An 18,093-nucleotide genomic window follows, 5' to 3' on the forward strand; every position below is an offset into this window, starting at 1 on the left:
TAAAAAATAATAGTTCAATTTATTGTTTTTGGTGCAGATAGGAACAATAATTCTTCAGTTACGCTTAATAATTACAATAGTTATCTTACATTTGAAAGTAATTGTAATGTCTATAAATCCTATAATAGACATGTAGATAATAGGAGGGAAATATGGAAGACATCAGTTGGTTGCGCTTTCTAAAAAGAAAGTAGAGGCTAGAAACAACAATTGAAAAAGAAGCAGAATTGTCCTACTTTTTTGATTTTATAGTATGTAAAAGTACTCATTCATGGGAGGCTAAAGAAACTAAATTTATCAAAGAAAAAAGGTACTAGCATTGACAAATTTAAGAAAATACAGGAAGAGTCTCTAATGAATAGAGAAGATAGATCTGTTTTTAATGAGTAATATTAAAATCAGATCTTTTTCTTTATAGCTTTTTCTAAGGTCGTGTAGTTAGTTTTTTTGTTGATTTTTGCATCATTAAAAAATCTGCAGAGTGATCAAGCTTTGTTGTGTTGAGGTTTTCTTTGTTAAGGCTGGAATAAAACGTTTCTTTATTAATCATTTCAATTGATTTCGTTAAATTCGGTTCAACTGTCTTTTGAGAGATAATAAATACTGCGGTTAATGAAAGACAGTAGGCAAAGATTAGCATAAAGAATGATAAAATTGTTTTTTTATAATAACCTCCTAAGTATCTTTTTATCTTAGATGAATCGCAAGAACAAAAAAATAAAAACAACATGACTTTTAACCTATTTATAAAGTGACCAGTGCCGACTTCTAAAAGACATTTTTGCCGAATCGTTGTACTTTTAATTGCTAAGTTATTTTCAAGTAAGACAAATAAAATAGGATGAAGTTTATTGAACATTACATTTTTTTATTTGTTTGTATTTAATCTTGTTTGACAGTAAGAACGTACTTAGACAGACTTAAAGTAGACAAAAACTGTTGAATGAATAAGCGAATAGTAAAAAATAACTTTCTATGATGTTTCATTAATAAGGAGATTGATTGGTTTGATAGATCGTTGAATGAGTGAAATGGCAGACTAAAAAGAGAAATACATTAATTTGTTTGTTTTTTATAGTTAATAAGAAGGTGAAACAACTAGAAAATATTCAATTAAAACAGAATGTTTTTTTACTGTAAGTAAGTCTTACTCATTTACATGGCAAAACGACTGAAAGAGTAAATATTCCTTAAGTTTATGCAAATTGTCAGGGATCACATCTTTTGCGATAAAAAAGTAAGTGCAATAAAGTGTTGCTATAAATATAATACTTTATAAATAAGCTGTCAGTGACTTTTAATTGCTTATCTTTTAGCAATTTCTATTTTTTTCTTTTTCTTCACGGTAAACATGGTATAAATTTAATTCATACTCTTTTTTAGCATTAGAAACCACTGTATCTAAAATTAAACCAGTAACTAATGAGAGTAAGGCGAGGATCATTAATCCTGTACTTAAAATAGCTGACGGAACTCGAGTAATGAAATGCGTTAATAGATATTCGCGAATGACGGGAATGCCTGTTAATAACCCTAAGAAGAAGAAAAAGATTGTCCATATTCCAAAAAACATCAATGGTTTATAATCTTTACACATTTTAATAATCATCATAATTACTTTAAATCCGTCGGAAAAAGTATTTAATTTTGATTCACTGCCTTCAGGTCGGTCACGATAATCAATAGGAATTTCTACTAATTTGAACTTTTTATCTAATGCGTGAATCGTCAATTCTGTTTCAATTTGAAATCCTGAACTCATAATAGGAAAGCTTTTGACGAAGATCCGATTAAATCCGCGGTATCCTGTCATAACGTCTCTTATTTTAGTTTTGTATAAGTTGGTGATCGTATTTTTAACTAATTTATTGCCAAAGTCATGAAAAGGACGTTTATTTTCATCAAAATACGTACCATTTGAAAGACGATCGCCAATCACCATATCTGCTTCTTGAGAGCGCAATTTATCAAGTAGTTCATGAACGGCCTCTGCTGGATAAGTGTCATCTCCGTCAACCATTAAATAGTAATCTGCATCAATGTCAAAAAACATTTGACGAATGACATTTCCTTTTCCTTGACGCGGTTCTTTTTTGACGATCGCGCCACATGCAAGGGCTATTTCATAGGTTTTATCAGTTGAATTATTGTCATATACATAAATGTCTGCTTCTGGCAATTCTCTTTTAAAATCTGCAATAACAGTTGAAATGGTTGCTTCTTCATTGTAGCAGGGAATTAATACAGCAATTTTTTCCAATGTTTCCATTGTTCACTCTCCTTAATTATTAAAAACATAAGACAGTTTAAGAATAACGTATAATATCACTAAATACTAGTTTTTGATCAGAAAAAATGAAGGCTATGTAAAAAGTACTTCTTGAATGAATCATTCATTAAGAAGTACTTTAGATAGTTTCTTTTTTACTTGCGTGTGATCTCTAAAACAGTTCCTGTATAGGCGTCCGCTAAAAATTCGTAATAGACGACTTCACCATCTTCCACTCTAGAAATACCGCCGCGATAGGCTTTTGAATGGATAGCAAATTTTCTGGTGGGTTCTTTTTCAAAAGAAATCCAAGAGCCTTCAATTGAGCCTTCTTTTAAAAAAGATGTTTTGATTTGCTCTAGGACGTGATCTGCTGACAGTGTTTTTTTTCGCTGATACCAAATCATTGAGGTGATGCCACTTAATAAACCAAGCCCGATGCCTACTGCAAGACCGTTTTTAAAATTACTTGATTCACATTCTTCATACATACGTCTGACCTCCTTTTTAATCCAAAAAGATTCTCTACTTATTCTACCATACTCTGTGTTTTTCTTTGAAATAAATACCGTTACTTGTGAAAATAAGCTATAATGAATGGGAGTGATTGGTTAAACGTGTAAAAAGTTCGCTAATCAACTATAAATTTGAGAGGAGCACAGTCTGAACCTCAGACGAAATTATGATGGATGAAAAAACATTTCAACGAATTAAAGAATTGACGGAACTTCAAGGAACAAGTGGCTTTGAACAAGATATTTGTGCGTATATGCAAACGCATATGAAACCGTTAGTAGATGAATTGCAATTAGATGGATTGGGCGGGATCTTTGGTTTACGTAAACATGAAGAGGCGGATGCCCCACGTGTAATGGTCGCAGCTCATATGGATGAAGTAGGATTTATGCTCACGCAGATTCAAGAAAATGGCTTATTTAAAGTGGTTCCTTTGGGCGGTTGGAATCCTTATGTCGTTTCTGCACAACGTTATACGTTGAAAACTTCTTCTGGAAAAAATTATCCTTGTATATCTTCTTCTGTTCCTCCGCATTTATTGCGTGGTACCAGCGGCCAAAAATCAGTTGAAGTGACTGATATCTTGTTTGATGCGGGTTTTGAATCACGTGAAGAAGCGCTAAGCTTTGGTGTGTTGCCCGGTGATACGATTGTACCATTTGCGGAAACAATCAAAACGGCTAATGGAAAAAACATTATTAGTAAATCTTGGGATAACCGTTATGGCTGTACCATGGTTTTAGAGGCTTTAGAAGCACTTCAACATGAAAAACTAGGTCACACGTTGATCGCTGGGGCAAACGTTCAAGAAGAAGTAGGCTTGCGTGGTTCAAAAGCTTCAGTGAATAAATTTAAGCCTGACTTGTTTTTTGCTGTGGATTGTTCAGCAGCGGATGATACTGTAACAAAAAACGGTACATTTGGTCATTTAGGAGAAGGAACATTAATGCGCATTCAAGATCCAGGATTGATTATGCTGCCACGATTGCGTGAATACTTATTGGATGTTGCTGAAACAAATAATATTCCTTATCAATATTTTGTTTCAAAAGGTGGAACGGATGCAGGTGCAGCTCATACTCAAAATGAAGGAATTCCAAGTACAGTGATTGGTGTAGTAGGGCGTTATATCCATACACATCAAACGATGTTTAGTATCCGTGATTTTGAAGCTGCTAGAGAAATGTTGATTCAAACATTAAAAGGATTAGACAAATCAACCGTTCATACGATTGTTTATGGGAAATAAATTTATAGCTAAAAAAATTATTTGAGTCAACACGAGGTTAAATACTTAAGAAGATAATGCCAAAAAAACTCGAAAATAGGGAAATATTTTCGTGTTTTTTTGGCTTTTTGCTGGTGGTTCTAAGGTCAATGCTTAAGTGACATACTTGTTATTGGAATTAAGCACTTTTAGCAAATGACTTTATTGGCGGCTGGGAGTTGGTCAGTTTGAAAGAAAGGTGTATAATTTAAATGGAACAATAAGAAAGAGGTATCGAGATGATTATTCCTAAAAATATAGAAGAATTAGCTAATTATGTTGAAAAAGGAAAAAATGTTTTTTTCTTTACCGCTGAGTGGTGTGGAGATTGCCTTTTCATCAAACCGAATATGCCAGAAATTGAAAAAGCGTTTGATGATTGGCAGTTTATTGAAGTGGATCGTGATCAATACATAGATGTAGCCGCTGAATGGAGTATTTTTGGAATCCCAAGTTTTGTAGTCATCCAAGATGGAAAAGAATTAGGTCGTCTAGTCAACAAAGATCGCAAAACAAAACAAGAAATAGAGGATTTCTTAAATCGCATCATTAAGAGCTGACATCTGCATAACTGTTAGGAGGGATCAAGATGGAACAAGAATACAAACATATTTTAGTTGGTATTGATGGAAGTGAACAAGCACTTGCAGCATTTAAAAAAGCGATAGAAGTAGCTAGAAGAAATGATGGCACTGTCTATGTGACTAATGTAATTGATCAACAATTTTATAATTTTATGGGGTATGCGCCGATTGACCAAAGTATGGTTGACCAGCAGACGGAAGCAGCAAAGAAAATGATTGAAGATTGTAAAGATTATGGGAAAAAAGTCGGTTATCAAAAAATAGAAGGTGTCATTGCTTATGGTTCGGTGAGAGAATCCATGGCGGTAAATTTGCCTAAAAAATATGCGATTGATTTGATTATGGTAGGCCAATCGGGACTAAATGCAGTTGAACGATTTATGACTGGAAGTGTAGCAAGCTATGTGATTCGTCGAGCACCTTGTGACGTTTTGATTGTTTCTGATGAAGTAGAAAAAGCAGCAAGCGTTTAACAAAATAATTAAATTAGACAAAAATAGGCGCATGAAAGTCATTGCGTCCTATTTTTTTGAACGATTTATGAAAGCTGATTTTATCAGTTTTTTGGGAAATATATGGCTTGTTATTTTGATCGTTGAAAAAAAGATATGCATAAAACTAGTTTTTTTGTTAAGATAAATGACAGCAAATAACAAGGGAGGAAAAAACATGATTTTTGCTTATAACAAAGCACACGTTGGCGATACGTTGATGGTGATTGCCGCAGACGATAAAGGAACTAAAAATACTGTCATTCGTAAAGGAAACGTTGCCCAAATCAAAGATGCAACAGGACAAATCGTTGGCTGGAATTTTTTTCATATCTCAGACAAATTAACGATTCAAGGAAATGGTCAAGTAAAACTGACAAAGGTGCAAATTGCGCAATTAAATCAGTTAATCAAAGAAGTTGGATTTGAAGAAACTTTGGTAGAAGAAAACGAGCCTAAAATTGTAGTAGGATATGTAAAAACTTGTGTAGCACACCCTGATTCTGATCATTTATCTATTACTGAAACACAGGTAAGTGATACGGAAGTCTTACAAATTGTTTGTGGCGCACCAAATATTGAAGCTGGACAAAAAGTCGTTGTAGCAAAACCCGGAGCAATGATGCCAGATGGTACGATGATATGGCCGGGTACCTTACGCGGTGTGGAAAGTTACGGAATGATTTGTTCTGCAAAAGAGTTGCAGCTTCCTGATGCTCTGAAAAAGAAAGGGATTCTTGTTTTGCCAGAAGATGCAGTAATTGGTAAAGCATTCTTTAAATAAGATTGGTAAAGTCAATCTGATTTTGATGAAAAAGTCAAAATTGGATTGACTTTTCTATTGGATAAGTCATGTTTTGCTTGTTTTCATCAATAATTGAAAATAATGTAGTCTTTTTTTGATGTAGGAAACAAAAATAAAATTTTTTTATTACATAAATGATAGAGAAAAGTGTCCTGTTTAGAGAAATTTCCCAAAGGTTTAAAATAATTATTTAGAGGTTCTTTTCCGAATAAGATTTTCTGCTTTACTTTTAGATGAATATATTTACTGAAGAAGCAGATTTAAAAAAATAACTATCTACGTTTACTTTTGTGGTTCTAAATTCTTCATAAACTGTTAAAAAAAACTCAACATATTTATTAATAATATTTCAAATATGTTACTTATAATACAAATATATTAAATAAAGAAAGATGAGTGATAAATATGACGAAAAAAATTTATTTAATGGGTGCAGTGATTGGAATATTAGGTGCAATGTTGGCTGTAGGAAAAAGTACTTCATTTGCAGAGGAAGTAAAAAATAAAAATTCAATGAATACACAAGAAAAGACAACGAATGAAACAGCTGAATCTACTTTAGAAAATTGGGAAATGGGGCAACAATCATATGAAGAAGACGTAAAAGAAGAAAGAGAATATTTCTAAAAAAAATATGGGTATGAAGATAAATTTTATACACTAGATAATGAAGATCAACTTGTAAGTGATGTGGAGGGAAAAGAAAAACTTAAAGAAGAATTCAATCCTGTAAGTGGTGTATTAAGAATTACTAATTTAGATACTGGAGAAGTAGAAGAGCAAAATCACTACGAAGACATTAAACCAGTTGAGGGTGCTACGCCAGAGTTTAATTAGTGAACAATTAATTTGTTGAATGAATTTATCTTTATTAAAATGATTAGGCTAATTTTGAGAAGTAGAACAAAATTAGCCTAGTTTTTTGCTTTTTGCCTTTTTCATTTATTGTTGTTAATAACTGTTACTTTAGGGGAGCAAAAATTTATTTTCTCCTATTTTTTTATATATTAAATGTTTGATGAACGAGTGGATTTTTAAGTTAACGGTATTATTTCTTAAATTGTTTCATGCTGTTGATAGGAGATAAAAAAGGAACAACTATCAGTTTGTTTTTGATGTTGTTCCCTTTTTTTATTTACTAGTTGGTTTAGTTTCCAGAATTATTTGATTGATTTTGTTTCAATGAAGATTGATCAATTGTTAATTGAATTGTAGCTGTTTTCTTTTGAGTTCCGCGATAATACGTAATTTTTACAGAATCGCCGACTTTTTTCTGATAAAGAGCAGATTGCAACTCTACGCCAGAAGAAACATCTGTATCATTGACTTTTGTAATGACGTCATATTGTTTCAAGCCTGCTTTTTCTGCCGGTGTTGCCGGTTGAACATTGGTGATGATGACGCCACTTGTAACAGAGGAAGGAATTTTCAAGATTTGTTCTTGTTGTTGCGTTGAAACAGCAGAAAGATCGACCATTGTGATACCTAAAGCAGGACGTGTCACTTTGCCATTTTTTTCCAATTGATTGATGATATTTACTACGTCGTTACTTGGAATTGCAAATCCCATTCCTTCCACGCTTACGCCTGATGTTGAAGAAGTGCTAGCAATTTTACTTGAATTGATTCCAATTACTTGACCTTCGATGTTCACTAATGGCCCACCTGAGTTCCCTGGATTGATGGCTGCATCTGTTTGAATTGCGTTGATATTTACGGTTTCATTGGATTCATTCGTACTTGTTACTTGACGGTTCAATGATGAAATAATACCAGAAGTTACAGAGTTTGCATATTCAGAACCTAAAGGAGAACCAATCGCAATAGCAGGTTCACCTACTTTTAACGCATTAGAATCTCCAAATGAAGCTACTTTAGTTACTTTATCTGCATTAATTTTCAATACTGCCAAATCTGAATACGCATCTGTGCCGACTAATTCAGCTTTTACTTTTGTTCCATCTTTTAATAATACTTCTAAGCCTTGTTGTCCTTCCACAACGTGGTTATTGGTCACGATGTAAGCTGTATTGCCACTTTTTTTATAAATGACGCCACTACCTTCGCTGGAAGCTTCTAAACTGTTATCGTCTGAATTTTCTTGTTGGCCAAAGAGTCGTCCAATTCCACTACTTTGGTTTGGTCTTTGCAGGTTGATTACTGAAACAACAGCATCTTGGACTTTGTCTACAGCTTTGGTGATATCAGAATTTACATTAACTTTCACATTTTCAACCACTGTTTCCCCTGATGAGTTCTGATTTCCACTAGAATTTGTTGCAGCGTTGCCAGAACCCATGACGGCGTAAAAAATACCAGCTGTCAGTAATCCTCCAACAATTCCGCCAACTAAGCCAAGACCTAGTCTCCGCCAGACTCCATTATTATTTGTCTTTTTCATCTTTGGTGTCACATCTTTTCTCTCCATGTGATCGGCCTCCATTTATTAATTTCTTCCACCTATAAGTATAGACTTACTTGTTAAGTTTAGTCTACTTTTAGACTATGAACTTTTTATGAAAAACTTTAGGAAAAATCATTGCATTCAAGTGAAAAAAGTTTTCCACAATTTTTGTGTAGAAATTGCCGAATAACTCAAGGAAAAACAGAGATGTTTTTTATCCACAATTTGTTGATAAAGTGGATAAATAAGTGTAAAACATATGTTTGCTTAAGAAATACTTATAAATTAGGTAATAATAGTAGGGGGAACTGTGGATAAAGCTGTGGATGATGTGTATAACTGTGTGGGAATCTTTGAATAAATAAAAAGAATTATTTTTCTTTTAACACAAAATTTAGCTATAATAAAAACGCACATCGTAAGTAACAAGGAAGAAAAATGAATATAGGAGAATAGAAACATGAATATCAAAATTGTTTCAGTAGGAAAATTAAAAGAGAAATATCTTATTCAAGGAATCAATGAGTACGTAAAAAGGCTGCAAGTATATACAAAAATCGAACGAATAGAAGTTTCTGATGAAAAAGCACCTGAGAATTTAAGTAAAGCACAAATGCGTCAAGTCAAAGAAAAAGAAGGGGAACGTATTTTAAGTAAAATTAAAGAGCACGAATATGTCTATGCTTTGGCAATTGAAGGAAACAATCCGACAAGTGAAGCCTTTGCCAAAGAAATCGAGCAATTAGGCATACAAGGAAAAAGTCAAATTGTCTTTGTCATTGGTGGATCATTAGGGTTAAGTGAAGCTGTAATGAAACGAAGTGATCGGCAAATCTCCTTTGGCAACATGACATATCCACATCAACTCATGCGTTTAATTCTCGCGGAACAAATCTATCGTGCCTTTCGGATTAACAGCGGGGCTCCATACCACAAATAATGATATTTTTTCGAATAAATTCATTATAATTAATATGATTTTTCTTGGTATTGCGATGATACCGTAATATAATCAAAGTGTAGATTTATTAATTCAGGATGTGAAATTTGTGGATAAAAAAAATGTCTATTTGAGAAAGGGGAAGCGAATAACCAAACAACAGAAGAAGATACAGGAGGCGTTTAATAATACTCGAGAAGTAGAAATTATTCCTGCTAAGGTTACTAATTCTGATATCAGAAAAAAAAGAGTAGCTGCATATTGTCGGGTAAGTACTTATGCTGAGGCACAATCAGGAAGTTTTGAGTTACAAATTCAAACCTATAAGGAAAAAGTCTTATTAAATCCTGAATGGGAACTTGTAGACATTTATGCTGATAGAGGTGTTTCCGGAACTACAATCAAAAAAAGAGAAGAATTTAATCGAATGTTAGAAGATTGTCGTTTAGGTAAAATCGATTTAATTATTGTAAAAAGTATTAGTCGTTTTTCAAGAAATACAGTTGATTTTATAACAGTCACTAGAGAATTACGAACATTGCCTAACCCAGTAGGAGTATTAATTGAAGATTTAAATTTGAATACATTAGATTTAGCTACAGAAACATTGTTACTTTTTACTAGTGCAGTAGCACAAGCTGAAAGTGAACAAAAAAGTGAAGCAATATTGTGGTCTATTGTTGAGAGATTTAAAAAAGGATTAGCCATTATTCCCACACATAATCTATTGGGTTATAAAAAAGATAAATTTGGAAAAGTAGTCATTGAAGAATCAGAAGCAGAGGTTGTTCGATTTATCTATAGGAATTTTATTGAAGGCGTTTGTGCTATTGATATAGCTAACTTATTAAATGAGGCAGATATTCCTACAGCAATGGGTAGGAAGTGGAAATCTTCCTCAATTTATCGTATATTGAGAAACGAGAAGTATTATGGTTTGGTAATTATGCAAAAAACATATACAGTTGACTGTTTTACGCATAAAACAAGAATTAATCGCGGTGAAAAACCAAAATATCTTCTTAAAAATGGAGTACCTGCGATTGTTTCTGAAGAAGAGTGGAATCTAGTTCAACAATTACTATCTAATCCACATAACAGTAGAAACAATAAGATTACTAAAGATATTGAGAAACCTAAAACGTTTATTTCTACCATTAAATCAGGTGTATTTAAAGGATTTATAGTAATTGATGTAAAATGGACAAAAAAAGAAATTGCTGATGTATTATCGAAAGGAGAAAATGTATATTGAATAAATTAAATTTTGATGACTATAATTTTGAAGTAATTAATGTTGAAACAACTGGAAATTATTTGTTGACTCTTAATAAAAATTCTATAACATTTGATAAGTCGATTGCAGAAGCTCTAGGGTATTCGAGTCATATAAGACCTTTGCTAGATAGGGAAAATAAAATCTTTGCAATTCAAGCTTGTAAAGCTAATTCTTTAAAATCTATTCCTTTTTCAAAATCTGAAAGTCAACAAAAAGGAAGTATTAAGATGCAGTATGGAGCACTTAGAAATATTTTGAGATCATTAATGAAAGATAAATGGAAAGAAGAAATGAGATATCAATTGGAAGGTGAATTGATACCTGATAAAAAAGCTATGATTTTTGAATTAGAAAAATTCAATGAACTACCTCTCAAATCTAGAAAGGGAAATTAGGGCTTTTATTACCATTATGTTAATGAGATAAATATAATTTATAGATATATTATTACAGTTTTGAAGTTCAATCATCCAATAAAGATGATTGGACTATTTTTGATGCTATAATTTCTAGATCGGATGAAATAGAGTCAACGAAACATTAATCTGAAAGGATATTTTTGTATATATACTAAATCAACGGACTTGGTGTAGCTGGTGCATCAGGATTACTAGCGTTATTATTTCCAAGCTACTTTGGTACGGTGGATGAAATGGTTGTTCGAGCGTTATTAAAAACTGAAGAATTTAAAACTGATGAAAAAATAAAACAAATGAATCCACAAAATTTGAAGATAGAAGATGCAGTATATTTAATTGATATCTATCGTAAAAAAGCAAATCATTTAAATAAAATTTTTAAAACTTACAGCTGGACACCTAGAAATATTGACGTTATTCTATGGCATTTCCGGTAGTATTAGTTATCTGAAATAAATATAATTTGAATTATATATTATATCCATGAAGTCCAATCTTCTTTATAGAAGATTGGGCTATTTTTTATGGCAAAGGAGGAAAAAGAAATGTTTCAAAATAAAGGACAACGTTATGTCACAAAGGGAGTAATGGACAGTTTGCCGGTGGAATTCCAAGCTTTATGTTGGAATCTAATCGATCAAAACGTTCAAAAGCAACTTCCTTTAGACTATCTTCAAATTTTTGAATTTTCTACGGAAAAAGGAAATCAAAAGTTGGTTCATCGTCAAGAAGAACCGGAAGAAAGAAAAGAGTATCTGATTTCACCTAAGCTTTGTTTGAAATCAGTGTCTCAAAAAATATGGGTCATTGATTCGGGTGAGTATCAAACGATGTTATTACCAGAAGAATACTAGTATCTAAAAGAAAGGAGCGAAATGACTTGTTAGAAACGGCTATCGAAGTACTGGAAAAGTGTGCACAGCTAGTAACTACTTCTGAAGAGTGGGGCTATGAATCCGTTACGATGGAAAAAGAGGAAATAGAAATGGGTACGCTTCCTAAAGATGTTACTCTACCACGTTTAGTAATGACACATCTTTATATTTATTGCGCACCAGAAGATGGGAAAGACTACGTAGTTTATTTCATTACAGATATTACCAGCCAGCGAGAATTTGTTCGTGGGTTACTGACAGAAGGACGTTTGGTTTGGAGTCAGATTGGAGGAACGAATGAATAAAATAGACTATTTAAGAACTGTTGCGGAATGTTTAGGAAGTATTCTCTCAGCGATTCATCAAATTCTGAAGAAAAAAGGAGAAGGAAGATGAAGTATTTTAAATTGGTGTTGACACTTGCGACCACAATTATTATTGAATTAATCGAACAAAAATTTGCTTAGGAGAAGAGACATGATTGAAAAAGAATTAGTGACCACACAAACAGAGGTTTGGCGAGACCCTCATCATACTCATCGCTATGTTTTCAAACGACAATGGACAATCAAAGGAAAAGAAGAGGAAGAAAAATTAGCGGTAGTCATTACCATTCGTCCAACAGATACAGAACCATTTACGAATGATTTGAGTATGTTATTAATCGAAAAGAATATCCGACAATTAGGATTTACTGGTTTTATTGCTGTGAATCTTTTTTCGTACACAAAAGCGAAAAGTCCTCGGGTATTTCTTCGAGGAAATGATGAACAATCTTTGGAAATATTAACGACTGTTTTTACAGAAAAGAAAATCAACACCATTATTTTTGCTTGTGGTTCGATTACAGCGACGAGTCAAGTGGCTTATGAACAAGCAAAGACTATTTACGATCAATTGAGTGCGAAACAAAAGAAGATGACCAAAGTATTGATAAATGCAGAAGGCAAGTTATCTCACCCATTAAGTATTCATGTTCGTAATGAATGGCAATTGGCAGATAGTCAATTATTATTTCAAGAAAAATAACATTTTATTTTCTCTTGTTATTTATAAGTAGGTTTACATGCTTTTTGCTTTTAAAAATACATGTGATGATACATGTTATATGAATTATCAATGTACTCAGTAATATGCTATTTTCATTATGTAAAAAATAACAGGAGGTGTGTAGATGGAGATTGATGAAACTTGTTTGAGTAACTCTTATAAAAGTATGAATGACTTTTTTGAGGAAATGGAACTGGATTCAGAATTGCTCTATCAATTTTATCTTGCTTTTCGAGGGCAACAGATTTCTTTTCCAATGAAAATGTACGATCGTGAGTTAGTTAGAAAAAGAATCGAAAACATGATAGAACAGGAAAAAAATGTGGATATCCGTCAATTGACAGAAATTTATGGTTTCTCTGCAAGATGGATTCAAGAAGTAATTAAACAAAAAGAAAGGAGAAAAGTACATGGCTAAGCTGATTGTATTAGGTGGCTTAATTTACGGTGGATATTGGTTATATAAATATATGCTTGCACATCCGAATATAGATAAAGGAAAAGTAATTAAGATAGTTGGGGTAATCATAGTTGGTCTCATAGCTCTAACTAAGAAAAATAATACTAATAGCCCAAAAATAATGAGAACTTATCGCTGTAGAGGATGTGGAAGAGAAATTTCAACTAGTTTTAATCCATCTGAAAGCCCGCAAGGAAGAGATCGTTGTCATACTGGCTATCGACATTCTTGGGAAAGGATTAACTAAATGAACACCATTGAGATTAATTGACTGACAAAATAAGTACGTGAGGGAGAAATTGAAAGGGGGAAATAAAATGAAAAAATGGTTGTTATTACTAATTGGAATGGGGATTTTATTCACTGGTTGTACATCTGAGAATACGAGGACTAAAGCGAATGTAGAAACTGATACAACAATTGAGACTAAAAAAAGTAAAACGCAATCAACTGAACAAACTACAACAGAAATGAAGCAATCTGTGGAAGCAAGTACAAGTGAAAGTTCAATCACTGAATCTTCTTCTGAAGAGGTTAAGAATACTTTGTGGGATAGTGAGAAATCTACCCAACTAGCAACTTTTGTCACACAATGGGGAAAGACATTAGGGCAAGAATATAAAAGCTACAATCCTCAGAATAATGTAAGTCTGTATGGTACGCCTTTACCAAGTGCAGTTATTGATGGAAATTGGAAAATGGCAATCAATGAAGCACCAGTTACCGTACAATGGTCAGAAGATGGAACTGGTCATGCAGATTTCAATTTAGTAGCAGTTTATTCTGATGTAGAAACTGGGGAATACCTAGGACAACACGTATATTTCTTTGGTTTTGAAAATGGACAACCTAAAGTTTATCTCACTCAACAAAATCAAGGTAATGAAAATAATTATTTGTACTTTAACGAAACTCAAAATCAACAGCTAAAACAAGGATTTACAGATATCGTTAATGGACAAACTCCCCAAACTCCAGTAGTAGAAGAGTCTACTCAACAAGCAACAACTACAACGACACAAGCTACAAGTAGTTCAGGAATTTCAAGTTGGGAAGCTGCTAAAGAAACTGTACTAAATAATAAAGCGTTATGGATTTATGAGTCTCCAGATAAAAATGAAGCAAATACTAATATTATTGAATCCACCCAATATAGAAAAGATTTAATGCAAGATGAAAATGGAGAATTTTATCCAGTTGATATTTCTACTGATGATATTGGAAATACGGTAATGAATGGAGGAAAACAATTCCGTGTTTATACAGATGGAAGAATTTCTCAACGTGTTGGAATGACTAACAATTTTCAAATGATTAAATAATATTATAGACTGAGAATAGTAGTTTTAAAGAAATATGTACTGAAATATTAGAAACATTTCTGATGAAGTTACTAGTATAGAAAATAATTTCGTACTTACAGGGATTGAAGCGTGTATCAATGTATTGGTATGCATGGGTATAATCACATTTATCCTTAGAAAAAGTAATTAAGAGTGATAATTAAGAGCCCCTGCTAAATAAAACTTAGTAGGGGCTCTATTAAGTTTATTTGTAACATTAAAGTAGCTAAGCAAATGCATTATAAGTACCCTGATACCTTAATGTAATACTAGGTATATCAGTAATACTAGGTATATCAGTAAAGTATCAGCTAAGATAGTCAATTAATTATTACTCAGTTTCGGTTTCAAATAGATGCCTATCTAAGTCTATTTCTGGCGATAAGAGCTGCCATTCCCACAAATTTGAAGGCAAAATTAAAGTATTGAGATTTTTTGTTTTTGAGACACGGTAGTGAATGATTTCATTTGGAGATAAGGTCATTGATAATTTTGATTTAACAGTATGAATTTTATTTTTAAAGGAGCTCCAGAATTCGATATTCGAATGAATGATGCTCATATTTTTCTTATTAACAATGATATACGTTTTACTTTTTTCGGAAATTTCTTGACTCTTTCTAATCTTTTCTATTTCTTGATATAAATCCCCTGTTACTTTTTTAAATATCCCTTTTTTTTCCTTAGCAACATGTTTTAGCCCATCCCATTCACCATAATATAGAGAGTTACGCTTATTTTTTATATAGAGTGTGTAATAATTTCCATTAGGAAAAGGAACATCTTCCGGATAATCTAAATTTACTTCTATATACAGATTGGAATGATTGTTTTCCTCTTCTTGTTTTTCCACTTTCTCTTTTTCCTTCTCTTTCTCTTTTATTTTAGTGGGATCTAGTGGACAAGGAACAATTTTTTTAGTACTCCATAATTCGGCTAAAATAGAGGAAATATTCATTAGTGAGAGAGTTTCTGTCTCTTTTTTTAGAAGAGGAATTAAATACTTCTGTGGTGACCAACCAATTTGTCCAAGCTTAAAGATCCCATTATCATCAGTAATCGATTCTATTTTCTCTAATACAAATTGTGCATCGTTAGTTAATTTATAAGGCTTAGATTGTGTCATCATGAAATTAACTAACTCTGAAATTAAGTCCTTAGAGAATTCTTCATATTGAAAAAATTTCTTGATAGTGACGTCATCAAAGGTTATGGCGTATTTCATAAATTTATTAAGAAGTTCAATATAACCTACCTCGGAAAAAATTTTATTGTTTGCTGGTACATACTCTGGAGAATTTGTAATCCTGAAGAAATCAAATTCTTGCTTCGCCACGCTAGTAAAATTTCGTTTTCTATTTTTTATTTTATTCCATTCTGGTTTCGCGCAGTTTTGAAAAGCCGAATCAAAACTTAAGCTATTGTCACTTTTATAAGGTAATTCAAAAAATTCTTTAACGATTTCAACGAATTGAAATTCATAAAGTACATGAAACATAATAAACATCCTTTCAAAATATATATTGCCCACCAATTGCCCACCATCTGCCTGATGATTCAATACGATGACTGTGATTAAATTAAATTGTTCAAAATATAAGGTATATTGTTATTTTAACAGATACTTTTTCATATTTGAATACTCGGTAAAGAAAGGAGATTTATTTTATGAAAGAACAAGCTAGGAGTACAAAATATCCAACGCTTGTGATTGATTATGTAATGATTTCATTTGTTGAAGCAAACGTAGCTGAAGTTGGTAGATATTTATTTGACTATTCCATTATCGAAGAACTTGAACTATTGGAAAGTAGTATACGTGGCTTTAATAAAGTTCTTACAAATGGCTTTTTATTTCTCCATTATGAAAACAAGGGAGAGAAAGCAGTTGTCTTGCTAGAGATTCGTTCAAAAGGATGTCGATATCTAGAATGCCAAGTGAATCATCAATGGACACAGTTCTTTTTTAAACTAATGAAAGTAGGAGAAAATATTTCAATCAAAAGCTACAACATCAAAAGACTGGATATAGCAATTGATGGGTTTACTTCGGATACTTTAACTACAAAGCGAGTTCAACGATATCTCAATCAGAGGTTAGTTACGTCGCGCTTTCGTACATGCAGAACAATTCAAGAAACTAGAATATCCTCGTCTGACATAATCGGTGATAGTATCTATTTTGGAAAACGAGCGAGTGATATCTCGGTAGTCGTTTATGATAAAAAATTAGAGACGAAAACACAAGATATTTGGTTCAGAACAGAGTTAAGGCTTCGACATGACTGGGCAAATCGTGTTATTGCAACGTTGGTTGAAAATTCATCTGAGTTTTCCTCTTATATATCAAGCATTTTAAAACGTAATTTGCAATTTCGCTCTCATACGGAGAATTATTCAGAAGTGAGACGTAGAAATTTAGCAACTTGGTATGAAAGATATCTTGAATATATATGCCAACAAGAACTTCATTGTGGAAAAATGAAATTTCTAGCTTCATGAAAGTGGTAGTTAGCCAGTGACGTTATAGAAAGAAGAGGATTAAATGAATGATTTGAATTTCGATTCTTTAGTAGCAGAGCTATTAAAAGAAGAAAATGGTCAGTTTGTGGTGGACTTAAGTATCTATTTTTCAGAAAATACCCAAGGAAACAAGGGTGATTTATTAGAACAGGAGGAAGAGAATGAGAAGAAATACAAAGAAGGCTAAATTTTTTATAGCATTAGTCGAAAAATATCAAATGAGTCCTTTTTATTCGTTTGAGATACTTAAGGAGATTTATTTGTATAAGGTAACTGATAGAGAAGTTTCTGGTCTATTAAATGCTCTTAAAAATGATGAGCTACTGGAAACAAACCAGAAAAGAATAACAAGAAGCGGACGTGTTCAATATATATGGAAGCTTACGGAAAAAGGTATGATTGAATATCATCGTCTCATGGAATTATAACGATTGGAGGACTATTTTTTATGGAGGATTTTATTTTTGAATTAGCTATTGGGCTTGTTTTTTATTTCAACCAAAATGGAAAAGAGGCAGTAAATAAGAAAGAAGAATAAACTTGGTTTAGGAATTGGAACTGATTGAACGTTTTGCATATTTTAAGTATTTAGGAAAGAAAACGATTCTTAGTCGATTTTCTTTCCTTTTTGATCAGTGAATATTTTACTGTAAGTACTTAAGCTCTTCAAAAGCCGATGTCTACTTCTTCGTTTCTTTCACTTCAACAGTGTGAAGCAAAAGTGAAAGAATGGCTTCAACTAAAAGACCTCTCTAGTCGACAATTGTTATGTGACCATGTTTGTCGGATTGAGGTAACAAAGGAAAAAAAAGTCTGTGGGATTTACTTCCGACAACTGACACAAAATATTTTAGAAGGGAACGAATGA

At 32.6% G+C, this 18,093-nt stretch carries 25 protein-coding genes; 20 read left to right on the forward strand and 5 right to left on the reverse strand.

Annotated features, from left to right (window positions below):
- Positions 1-424: 424 nt before the first annotated feature.
- From RV14_RS11980 to RV14_RS02735, 3 genes are all read right to left on the reverse strand, one after another.
- A complete protein-coding gene (locus RV14_RS11980) occupies positions 425-859 on the reverse strand; it encodes a hypothetical protein (protein ID WP_143139726.1) in 435 nt (144 codons plus the stop codon).
- Between the two features lie 453 nt (positions 860-1,312).
- On the reverse strand, positions 1,313-2,269 hold the full coding sequence (locus tag RV14_RS02730; RefSeq protein ID WP_071854789.1) for a glycosyltransferase family 2 protein: 957 nt from the start codon (positions 2,267-2,269) through the stop codon (positions 1,313-1,315).
- A 155-nt stretch (positions 2,270-2,424) separates the two neighbouring features.
- Positions 2,425-2,760: a PepSY domain-containing protein gene (locus tag RV14_RS02735; RefSeq protein WP_071854790.1), complete on the reverse strand. Its 336-nt coding sequence runs from the start codon at positions 2,758-2,760 to the stop codon at positions 2,425-2,427.
- 194 nt (positions 2,761-2,954) lie between these two features.
- On the opposite strand from RV14_RS02735, the gene pepA reads away from it, so the two are divergent.
- The 6 genes from pepA (at position 2,955) to RV14_RS12185 (ending at position 6,769) form a co-directional block, all read left to right on the forward strand.
- Positions 2,955-4,034: a glutamyl aminopeptidase gene (gene pepA, locus RV14_RS02740; protein ID WP_071854853.1), complete on the forward strand. Its 1,080-nt coding sequence runs from the start codon at positions 2,955-2,957 to the stop codon at positions 4,032-4,034.
- A gap of 257 nt (positions 4,035-4,291) precedes the next feature.
- Positions 4,292-4,612 (forward strand): thioredoxin family protein, encoded by a 321-nt coding sequence (locus RV14_RS02745; RefSeq protein WP_071854791.1) that lies wholly within the window; start codon positions 4,292-4,294, stop codon positions 4,610-4,612.
- Between the two features lie 29 nt (positions 4,613-4,641).
- Positions 4,642-5,109 (forward strand): universal stress protein, encoded by a 468-nt coding sequence (locus RV14_RS02750; RefSeq protein WP_071854792.1) that lies wholly within the window; start codon positions 4,642-4,644, stop codon positions 5,107-5,109.
- A gap of 196 nt (positions 5,110-5,305) precedes the next feature.
- The gene (gene ytpR, locus RV14_RS02755; RefSeq protein WP_071854793.1) at positions 5,306-5,911 is read left to right on the forward strand and encodes a YtpR family tRNA-binding protein; all 606 of its coding nucleotides are present in this window, start codon (positions 5,306-5,308) and stop codon (positions 5,909-5,911) included.
- Between the two features lie 426 nt (positions 5,912-6,337).
- Entirely contained in the window at positions 6,338-6,559 is a 222-nt protein-coding gene (locus tag RV14_RS02760; RefSeq protein ID WP_071854794.1) for a hypothetical protein, read from the forward strand.
- 63 nt (positions 6,560-6,622) lie between these two features.
- Positions 6,623-6,769, forward strand: a complete 147-nt coding sequence (locus RV14_RS12185) for a hypothetical protein (protein WP_167359834.1) — start codon at positions 6,623-6,625, stop codon at positions 6,767-6,769.
- Positions 6,770-7,079: 310 nt separating this feature from the next.
- On the opposite strand, the gene RV14_RS02765 is transcribed toward RV14_RS12185, so the two are convergent.
- The gene (locus RV14_RS02765; RefSeq protein WP_071854795.1) at positions 7,080-8,360 is read right to left on the reverse strand and encodes a S1C family serine protease; all 1,281 of its coding nucleotides are present in this window, start codon (positions 8,358-8,360) and stop codon (positions 7,080-7,082) included.
- A 436-nt stretch (positions 8,361-8,796) separates the two neighbouring features.
- On the opposite strand from RV14_RS02765, the gene rlmH reads away from it, so the two are divergent.
- The 10 genes from rlmH (at position 8,797) to RV14_RS02815 (ending at position 14,681) form a co-directional block, all read left to right on the forward strand.
- Entirely contained in the window at positions 8,797-9,276 is a 480-nt protein-coding gene (gene rlmH / locus RV14_RS02770) for a 23S rRNA (pseudouridine(1915)-N(3))-methyltransferase RlmH (RefSeq protein WP_071854796.1), read from the forward strand.
- A gap of 109 nt (positions 9,277-9,385) precedes the next feature.
- A complete protein-coding gene (locus tag RV14_RS02775) occupies positions 9,386-10,531 on the forward strand; it encodes a recombinase family protein (protein WP_071854797.1) in 1,146 nt (381 codons plus the stop codon).
- Entirely contained in the window at positions 10,528-10,950 is a 423-nt protein-coding gene (locus tag RV14_RS02780; RefSeq protein ID WP_010721782.1) for a hypothetical protein, read from the forward strand. Before RV14_RS02775 ends, RV14_RS02780 begins: the two co-directional genes overlap by 4 nt.
- Before the next feature lie 257 nt (positions 10,951-11,207).
- Positions 11,208-11,411: a hypothetical protein gene (locus tag RV14_RS02785; RefSeq protein WP_071854798.1), complete on the forward strand. Its 204-nt coding sequence runs from the start codon at positions 11,208-11,210 to the stop codon at positions 11,409-11,411.
- A 108-nt stretch (positions 11,412-11,519) separates the two neighbouring features.
- Positions 11,520-11,828 (forward strand): DUF960 domain-containing protein, encoded by a 309-nt coding sequence (locus tag RV14_RS02790; RefSeq protein WP_071854799.1) that lies wholly within the window; start codon positions 11,520-11,522, stop codon positions 11,826-11,828.
- A 26-nt stretch (positions 11,829-11,854) separates the two neighbouring features.
- Positions 11,855-12,154: a 4'-phosphopantetheinyl transferase gene (locus tag RV14_RS02795; protein WP_071854800.1), complete on the forward strand. Its 300-nt coding sequence runs from the start codon at positions 11,855-11,857 to the stop codon at positions 12,152-12,154.
- A 172-nt stretch (positions 12,155-12,326) separates the two neighbouring features.
- Positions 12,327-12,878, forward strand: coding sequence for a DUF1643 domain-containing protein (locus RV14_RS02800; protein ID WP_071854801.1), 552 nt, complete (start codon positions 12,327-12,329; stop codon positions 12,876-12,878).
- A gap of 145 nt (positions 12,879-13,023) precedes the next feature.
- Positions 13,024-13,317: a Mor transcription activator family protein gene (locus tag RV14_RS02805; RefSeq protein WP_071854802.1), complete on the forward strand. Its 294-nt coding sequence runs from the start codon at positions 13,024-13,026 to the stop codon at positions 13,315-13,317.
- Positions 13,310-13,606 (forward strand): hypothetical protein, encoded by a 297-nt coding sequence (locus RV14_RS02810; RefSeq protein WP_071854803.1) that lies wholly within the window; start codon positions 13,310-13,312, stop codon positions 13,604-13,606. The genes RV14_RS02805 and RV14_RS02810 overlap by 8 nt, the downstream gene beginning before the upstream one ends.
- A 70-nt stretch (positions 13,607-13,676) precedes the next feature.
- Positions 13,677-14,681: a DUF4767 domain-containing protein gene (locus tag RV14_RS02815; protein WP_071854804.1), complete on the forward strand. Its 1,005-nt coding sequence runs from the start codon at positions 13,677-13,679 to the stop codon at positions 14,679-14,681.
- Between the two features lie 352 nt (positions 14,682-15,033).
- Here RV14_RS02815 and RV14_RS02820 read toward each other — a convergent pair whose 3' ends face one another.
- Complete coding sequence (locus tag RV14_RS02820; protein ID WP_025479669.1) at positions 15,034-16,233, reverse strand: hypothetical protein; 1,200 nt, start codon at positions 16,231-16,233, stop codon at positions 15,034-15,036.
- Positions 16,234-16,370: 137 nt separating this feature from the next.
- On the opposite strand from RV14_RS02820, the gene RV14_RS02825 reads away from it, so the two are divergent.
- The 4 genes from RV14_RS02825 (at position 16,371) to RV14_RS02835 (ending at position 18,093) form a co-directional block, all read left to right on the forward strand.
- Entirely contained in the window at positions 16,371-17,204 is an 834-nt protein-coding gene (locus RV14_RS02825; protein ID WP_071854805.1) for a replication initiation factor domain-containing protein, read from the forward strand.
- A gap of 43 nt (positions 17,205-17,247) precedes the next feature.
- Positions 17,248-17,412: a hypothetical protein gene (locus RV14_RS12190; protein WP_002340116.1), complete on the forward strand. Its 165-nt coding sequence runs from the start codon at positions 17,248-17,250 to the stop codon at positions 17,410-17,412.
- On the forward strand, positions 17,387-17,653 hold the full coding sequence (locus tag RV14_RS02830) for a hypothetical protein (RefSeq protein ID WP_002340115.1): 267 nt from the start codon (positions 17,387-17,389) through the stop codon (positions 17,651-17,653). The genes RV14_RS12190 and RV14_RS02830 overlap by 26 nt, the downstream gene beginning before the upstream one ends.
- A gap of 293 nt (positions 17,654-17,946) precedes the next feature.
- Entirely contained in the window at positions 17,947-18,093 is a 147-nt protein-coding gene (locus RV14_RS02835; RefSeq protein ID WP_245785449.1) for a hypothetical protein, read from the forward strand.

This window comes from Enterococcus ratti, from assembly GCF_001886195.1.
Lineage (GTDB): Bacteria > Bacillota > Bacilli > Lactobacillales > Enterococcaceae > Enterococcus_B > Enterococcus_B ratti.

Excerpts from the sequence above, each read along its gene's own strand:
- RV14_RS11980 (WP_143139726.1), bottom strand. The coding sequence starts at position 859 with ATGTTCAATAAACTTCATCCTATTTTATTTGTCTTACTTGAAAATAAC.
- RV14_RS02730 (WP_071854789.1), bottom strand. The coding sequence starts at position 2,269 with ATGGAAACATTGGAAAAAATTGCTGTATTAATTCCCTGCTACAATGAA.
- RV14_RS02735 (WP_071854790.1), bottom strand. The coding sequence starts at position 2,760 with ATGTATGAAGAATGTGAATCAAGTAATTTTAAAAACGGTCTTGCAGTA.
- pepA (WP_071854853.1), top strand. The coding sequence starts at position 2,955 with ATGGATGAAAAAACATTTCAACGAATTAAAGAATTGACGGAACTTCAA.
- RV14_RS02745 (WP_071854791.1), top strand. The coding sequence starts at position 4,292 with ATGATTATTCCTAAAAATATAGAAGAATTAGCTAATTATGTTGAAAAA.
- RV14_RS02750 (WP_071854792.1), top strand. The coding sequence starts at position 4,642 with ATGGAACAAGAATACAAACATATTTTAGTTGGTATTGATGGAAGTGAA.
- ytpR (WP_071854793.1), top strand. The coding sequence starts at position 5,306 with ATGATTTTTGCTTATAACAAAGCACACGTTGGCGATACGTTGATGGTG.
- RV14_RS02760 (WP_071854794.1), top strand. The coding sequence starts at position 6,338 with ATGACGAAAAAAATTTATTTAATGGGTGCAGTGATTGGAATATTAGGT.
- RV14_RS02765 (WP_071854795.1), bottom strand. The coding sequence starts at position 8,360 with ATGGAGAGAAAAGATGTGACACCAAAGATGAAAAAGACAAATAATAAT.
- rlmH (WP_071854796.1), top strand. The coding sequence starts at position 8,797 with ATGAATATCAAAATTGTTTCAGTAGGAAAATTAAAAGAGAAATATCTT.
- RV14_RS02785 (WP_071854798.1), top strand. The coding sequence starts at position 11,208 with ATGGTTGTTCGAGCGTTATTAAAAACTGAAGAATTTAAAACTGATGAA.
- RV14_RS02790 (WP_071854799.1), top strand. The coding sequence starts at position 11,520 with ATGTTTCAAAATAAAGGACAACGTTATGTCACAAAGGGAGTAATGGAC.
- RV14_RS02800 (WP_071854801.1), top strand. The coding sequence starts at position 12,327 with ATGATTGAAAAAGAATTAGTGACCACACAAACAGAGGTTTGGCGAGAC.
- RV14_RS02805 (WP_071854802.1), top strand. The coding sequence starts at position 13,024 with ATGGAGATTGATGAAACTTGTTTGAGTAACTCTTATAAAAGTATGAAT.
- RV14_RS02810 (WP_071854803.1), top strand. The coding sequence starts at position 13,310 with ATGGCTAAGCTGATTGTATTAGGTGGCTTAATTTACGGTGGATATTGG.
- RV14_RS02815 (WP_071854804.1), top strand. The coding sequence starts at position 13,677 with ATGAAAAAATGGTTGTTATTACTAATTGGAATGGGGATTTTATTCACT.
- RV14_RS02825 (WP_071854805.1), top strand. The coding sequence starts at position 16,371 with ATGAAAGAACAAGCTAGGAGTACAAAATATCCAACGCTTGTGATTGAT.
- RV14_RS12190 (WP_002340116.1), top strand. The coding sequence starts at position 17,248 with ATGAATGATTTGAATTTCGATTCTTTAGTAGCAGAGCTATTAAAAGAA.
- RV14_RS02830 (WP_002340115.1), top strand. The coding sequence starts at position 17,387 with ATGAGAAGAAATACAAAGAAGGCTAAATTTTTTATAGCATTAGTCGAA.